The sequence below is a fragment of the Pseudofrankia coriaricola genome (genome assembly GCF_032027725.1).
Lineage (GTDB): Bacteria > Actinomycetota > Actinomycetes > Frankiales > Frankiaceae > Pseudofrankia.
On record NZ_JASNFO010000177.1, the window covers coordinates 1 to 5,685 of the forward strand.

Sequence of the window (5,685 nt, forward strand, 5' to 3'; positions counted from 1 at the left end):
ACCGGTCTGGCCCGCGCCGCGGCAGGCCGCGCGCCCGAGCCGACCGCGTGCATCCTCGACACCCAGAGTGTCAAGACCTCCACTGACGTCCCCCTTGCCAGCCAGGGGACGGACGCCGGGAAGAAGATCGTCGGGCGGAAGCGGGGCGTGGTCACCGACACCCTCGGTCTGCTGCTCGCCGTGAGCGTCACCGCAGCGCACCTGTCGGACAACACCCTGGGCACACGGCTGCTCGACCAGGCCACGGACACCTACCGGTCGATTGCGAAAACCTGGGTCGACAAAGGCTTCAAGAACACCGTGGTCGAGTACGGGGCCGCCCTCGGGGTCGACGTCGAGGTCGTCTCCAGAAACACCCAGAAACGCGGTTTCCACGTCGTGAAACGGCGGTGGGTCGTCGAGCGGACCCTGGGCTGGCTCATGTTCCACCGCCGCCTGGCCCGTGACTACGAGACCCTCCCCGCCAGCTCCGAAGCGATGATCCACATTGCCATGATCGACAACACGGCCAAACGCATAACGGGCGAAACCACACCCACCTGGCGAGACCCTCGATAGAACATAAGCCACAATCAACCCAAATCAAACATCCACTTAGAACACGCCGGACGCGAGCTCGGTAGTCCGGTCAACATTTCGCAGCAGCATCCCGTAGATCGCCGCCCCGGCCGGAGACGACGGGCTCGGCGGCATCGCGTCAGCGACGGCGATGACCTTGGCCATCTCCTGGCTGGTGATGATCCGCGGATCGAACCGGGGCGCTGGGATCGCGTCGAACCGGTCGGGCGGCTGCCAGCAGTCGATCCCGTGGCTGCGCAGGAACAACGCGAACTGCTTGAGGGTGTTGCGCCGCACCCACAACGTCCCGGGAGCACGGCTGCCGGGGTCGAGGAATGCCTCGGCCATCTCGGCGGTCAGCACCCGCGGGTCGGCGGGGAAGGACGCGATGTGGTGGGACAGCAGCCGGTACTTCCGTACCGAGTCCTCCGGAAACAGGTAGCCCAGCGAGCGCTTGAAGGCGATGAACTCCTCGAACAGGTGCGCCCACGGGCCGGCGAAACCGCGGTCAGCGGGCATCGGGCACCTCCAACGCCAGGCCGCGCAGCTGCTCGACGTCGACGCGCAAGTACGACTTGGTCGACTCGACGCCTGCGTGCCCGAGCACGGCGCCGATGGCCGGGTAGGACGTCGCGCCGGCAAGCATGTTCGAAGCCAGGGAGTGGCGCAGGGAGTGCGGCCCGTGCCGGCGCCCGGTCACGTCGAGACCGGCTCGGGCGAACGCGTTCGCCACGACGTGGTAGAACGCCCGGGCGCTCGGGTGCGGCCCGAACGGCGCCTGCGCACGGAGGAACACGTGATCGGTGTCGCTGACGGGCCGGTCATGCTTCACGTAGTCCAGCAGCGCAAGCATCACCTCCTCGGGCATCGGCAGATCGACGCGCCGAACTGTCTTGACCTGTGGCACCGAGATCCGTCGCGTGTGCCAGTCGATCTGGCTCAACCGCAGAGCCGCGATGTTGCCGACCCTCATGCCGAGCACGGCAGCCAGGAGGAACACGGCACGGTCACGCCGCGCCCACGGGTCCCACGACGGCAGCGCGTCGAGCCCGTCCAGTGCGGTGGCCACCTCCCCGGGCGTGAACACCGACGGCAGCACGGCCTCGGGGTTCGCGACGATCACCGGGAAGAGCGCGCCCAACGACGGGTCGACCAGGCCCCGCTCGACCCCGAACCTCAGGTACTCACGCAGGACGAACAGCACTGTCGTGCGCGTCGAGGACGTCCACCCGCTGCCCGTGGCGAGGAACCCGTAGACATCGGTGGCCCGCAGCGCCGCCAACGACGGCACGCCCGCGCCATCGAGGAACCTCAGGAACCGCACCAGCGCCCACCGCTTCTTGCTGACCGTGGAAGACGCGAGCCGTCTGCCCGCGAGCCATTGCTCGTAGGCGCCGAACCTGGGTTCCGCGTAATTCGGTTCGCCTAGAGTGTCGATCACGGCTGTGACCTGGGCGGACATGCCGATGTGCCCCGGCGGGCCGTTTCTCTAGGCGCCGGCGGGGTTCGGGGCGGGTCTGGTCAGGGTTTCGGCGTGCTGAGCTGGTGGATCGTCCTGGGCGGGTCGATGTGCAGGGCCGCGAGCAGGTCGCGGGCGGGTTTGGTCAGTGTGGTGACCTGGTGGAAGGTGCCGGCGGGGCCGGTGAACGTGCCGATGTGGATGCGGTCGAGCTCGCGGCGCATCCGCGTCCAGGTGGTGCCGGTCTCGTTCTCGGCGACGCGGATGAGCAGGAGGGCGAGCCAGCAGAGTAGGACGTGGGCGCGGATCCGCTTTTCGAGCCGGTGGTGGACGGGCCGTAGTTGAAGGACGGTCTTCAGGTCGCGCCAGCTGCGTTCAAGGAGCAAGCCGCACTGCACACATAGGCGAGCCGGAGACGGGGAACGCCCCGATGGTTGGGGTTGATTGGAGTGATCCCAGTTTCGTAGACAGTGGACGTAATTACCACTGACTACCAGGGAGATCAAGGGATGGGATCGACGCGGAGGAAGTTCACCCAGGAGTACAAGGACGAGGCGGTGGCTCTCGTCCTTGGTTCGGATCGTACAATCGCCGAGGTGGCGAAGAGCCTTGGGATCAACGAGACGAGCTTGGGGTACTGGGTGAAGAAGGCGAAAGGTTCCGATGAGGCCGAGGAGCGGCCGCTGTCGGTGTCGGAGCGCGCCGAGCTCGAGGAGCTGCGGAAGAAAAACGCACAGCTGCAGATGGACAACGCCTTCCTAAAAAAAGTGGCGAGCTTCTTCGCGAGCGACCAGAAGTAAAGTTCGAGTTTATCTCGTCGCATGCTCCGAAGAAGCCGGCTCGGGCTGACGGTGTGGACGCGTTCCCCGTCGACTACATGTGTCGGATGCTCGACGTTTCCCGGGCGGGCTACTACGCCTGGCGCAAACGCGGGCTGTCACGGCACGACCGGGACGACGTCGCCCTCTCGACGAAAATCCGGGCAATCTTCGACGCACACCGCGGCCGGTACGGCGTGCGCCGGATCTTCCACGACCTCCGCCGCCAGGGTGTCCGCGTCGCCTACAAGCGCGTCCAGCGCCTGATGGCCGCGATGGGCCTGGTCAGCGTGCACCCGCAGCGCCGCCATGTCACCACGGTGCAGGCCGCCGAGCCATCGGCGCTGCCTGACCTCGTGCGGCAGGACTTCACCGCGAAGAAGCCAGATGAATTGTGGTTCGGCGACATCACGTATGTGCGCACGGCCGACGGCTGGTGCTATATTGCCTCGGTCATCGACGCGTTCTCCAGGAAAGTCGTCGGTTGGGCCGTCGCCGACCATATGGAGACCGACCTGGTCCTCGACGCGCTCAGAATGGCGCTCGCCCGCCGCCGGCCACCCGCCGGCGTCGTGTTCCACGCCGACCGCGGAAGCCAGTACACCAGCCGCCGGTTCGTCAGGTTCTGCAGGAAGAAAAAGATCAGGAACTCGGTCGGGCGGACCGGCATCTGCTACGACAACGCCGCTGCCGAGTCCTTCTGGGCGACCCTCAAGAAGGAGTTCATCCATCTCCACGCCTTCGCCGGCCTCAAGCAACTCCGCGCCGGCGTCTTCGACTACATCGAGACGTACTACAATCGCAGACGGCTACATTCCACCATCGGATACCTGACACCCGTCGAGTACGAGGAGAAATTTGACAGGAAGCCTGTCATGGCGGCATAATTAGATAACTGTCTACTAAACCGAACTTACTTGATCTAGGACGCACTGCGGGCTCGTGACTTGCGGGTTCGCGGCAGCCATTGATCGTCTTACTGACTACCAACGGTCTTGGAGATAGGCGCGCCGATTAGCTGGAAGACCTTTCTCTGGGTTTCGGTGGCGTTCGTGAGTAGCTGAAGGCTGCCGCCGCCGCTGATGCGGATCTCGTCGCGGGTCAGGGTGGCCAGGTGCGCGAGGAGGCCCTGGAAGCTGTAAAGAGGCGTTCCGTCGGGCTGTTCCTTGCGTGTGGATTTCCGGTTGGCGGCCTCGGAACGGAGAGCGGGCGCGACCGGGTCGGTGCGGCCTGGCGGCTCCTCGTCCGTGAAGGTGAGGGGGGCGAGCCGTTTCCTCAGGTGCCAGGTGATGTAGGCAGCGAGGGAGCAGATCAAGAGATGTGCGCGGACCCGGTTTTCCAGGTAGTGGTAGATCGGTCGCACCTGAAGGTCGGTCGTCTTGATCGTACGGAAGACTCGTTCGACCTGGGAGAGGTTCTTGTACGCGGTGACGATCTCGTCTCCGCGCATTCCGCTCGCGTGTTTCTCCTCGGCGCGGACGACGTAGATGCCGTCGAGCGCCGCCTCGGCGGCGATGCTCTCCTCCCGCCGGGCGATGGTGACATCGGCGTCCGTGATCGTGATCTCGAGGTGCTTCGCCATCTTCCGCCTGTGGACAATCTTCCCGATCTTCATGCCGATGTCCGCGGCGCCGACGATCCGGCCTTCCGTGACGGCGGCGACGACTGGGGCGAGCGCCTTTTCGGTGGCATCGAGCAGTTCGTCACGCTTGCGGGCACGCTCGGCTGCCAGGAAAGGGTTCCGGCAGGCGATCAGCCGCTCTCCGGGAAATTTCGGGTGGCGGATCTCGGCGAGGTTGGTCTCGTCGAACAGGGTCGGCTGCAGCGGGCCGTCCACGGCCGCGAGCTGGGCGATCTGGGGCGCGCGCAGGGCGGTGATCCATCCCAGGTCGTCGGACTCGCGGAGCGCCCTGATACGCGCCGACGTGATCATCCCTCGATCGCCGACCATGATCACACTCTTCAGGTGGAACGTTTTCTGGACGGCGTGCACGGCTTCGATGAACGCGGACGGGTCGCCGGTGTTACCGGGGAAGACGCGTATCGCGACAGGCCGGCCGTCGGCGTCCGTGAGGACTCCGTACTCGATCTGCTCGAGCCCGCGACGGCCGTCACGGGAATAGCCATGGGACGCCAGCGGGCAGCAGTGCCCTTCCATCCAGGACGACGACAGGTCGAAAAGAACCTGGCCGCCGTCGACGAGATGCCGGCCCACGAGTTGCCTTTCGATGTCGTCCTGCCGGTGTAGCAGCCAGTCCATGGCGGCATAGATCTCGTCGGTCGACGCCGTGTCTATCCCCAGGTCCGCGCCGAGCGTGTTGTCGGACCACCAGGATCTGGTGGCGAGCTTCGAACCGGGCTGGATAATCCGGGCGACAATCAGCGCTAGGGCGATATCCCGCTGTCGCCCAGCCGGCCCCAGCAGTGCCGGCAGGCCGAGCTGCCGGGCGACCGTCATGACCGCGGCGACATTGCCGTGCTGAAGAGACCGAGCGATCTCGACATCTTTCTCGACATCGACCAGCGTCCGGCCCGCGAGCGCTTTCCTGAGCACGTCGATGGCCGCCGGCGGAAGGTGCGAGACGTTCGCAATGGTCTCGTTCTTGACCTTTCCGTCTTCCCGGAAGGTACGCCGCACCAGATGCGACACGTACTCCCGCGGCTCGCCGGCCGCGTTCGTCTGCCGACTGACAATCCGGTCCACGTGCATAGCACCCGTTTGCCTCGCCACGAGTCGATGATCCCATCCAGCAAGATCCCGATCAAGCAACCTACTGACTACACTTCGGACAACACAGGCCAAAGTGCCAGGCTGTGCGCGTAGCGATCTTCGAGCACTCGCAAGTTCGG

7 protein-coding genes are annotated in these 5,685 nt (G+C 65.6%); 3 read left to right on the forward strand and 4 right to left on the reverse strand.

The genetic code is table 11. From position 1 onward, the window contains the following. A partial coding sequence (locus QOZ89_RS46675; RefSeq protein WP_312630019.1) for a transposase occupies nt 1–558 on the forward strand: 558 nt, incomplete at its 5' end. Nucleotides 559–594: 36 nt separating this feature from the next. On the opposite strand, the gene QOZ89_RS46680 is transcribed toward QOZ89_RS46675, so the two are convergent. The 3 genes from QOZ89_RS46680 to QOZ89_RS46690 all read right to left on the reverse strand — a co-directional run bounded on the left by QOZ89_RS46680 (nt 595) and on the right by QOZ89_RS46690 (nt 2,403). Then, nucleotides 595–1,077, reverse strand: a complete 483-nt coding sequence (locus QOZ89_RS46680; RefSeq protein ID WP_071050163.1) for a site-specific integrase — start codon at nt 1,075–1,077, stop codon at nt 595–597. Then, entirely contained in the window at nt 1,067–1,999 is a 933-nt protein-coding gene (locus tag QOZ89_RS46685; RefSeq protein ID WP_198543330.1) for a site-specific integrase, read from the reverse strand. Before QOZ89_RS46685 ends, QOZ89_RS46680 begins: the two co-directional genes overlap by 11 nt. A gap of 80 nt (nt 2,000–2,079) precedes the next feature. Next, on the reverse strand, nt 2,080–2,403 hold the full coding sequence (locus tag QOZ89_RS46690) for a hypothetical protein (RefSeq protein WP_131804075.1): 324 nt from the start codon (nt 2,401–2,403) through the stop codon (nt 2,080–2,082). Between the two features lie 123 nt (nt 2,404–2,526). On the opposite strand from QOZ89_RS46690, the gene QOZ89_RS46695 reads away from it, so the two are divergent. Beyond that, the gene (locus QOZ89_RS46695; protein ID WP_312630359.1) at nt 2,527–2,817 is read left to right on the forward strand and encodes a transposase; all 291 of its coding nucleotides are present in this window, start codon (nt 2,527–2,529) and stop codon (nt 2,815–2,817) included. Between the two features lie 11 nt (nt 2,818–2,828). Continuing rightward, a complete protein-coding gene (locus tag QOZ89_RS46700) occupies nt 2,829–3,722 on the forward strand; it encodes an IS3 family transposase (RefSeq protein ID WP_312630360.1) in 894 nt (297 codons plus the stop codon). Between the two features lie 89 nt (nt 3,723–3,811). On the opposite strand, the gene QOZ89_RS46705 is transcribed toward QOZ89_RS46700, so the two are convergent. Beyond that, entirely contained in the window at nt 3,812–5,539 is a 1,728-nt protein-coding gene (locus tag QOZ89_RS46705; protein WP_312623741.1) for an IS1634 family transposase, read from the reverse strand. Nucleotides 5,540–5,685: the final 146 nt, after the last annotated feature.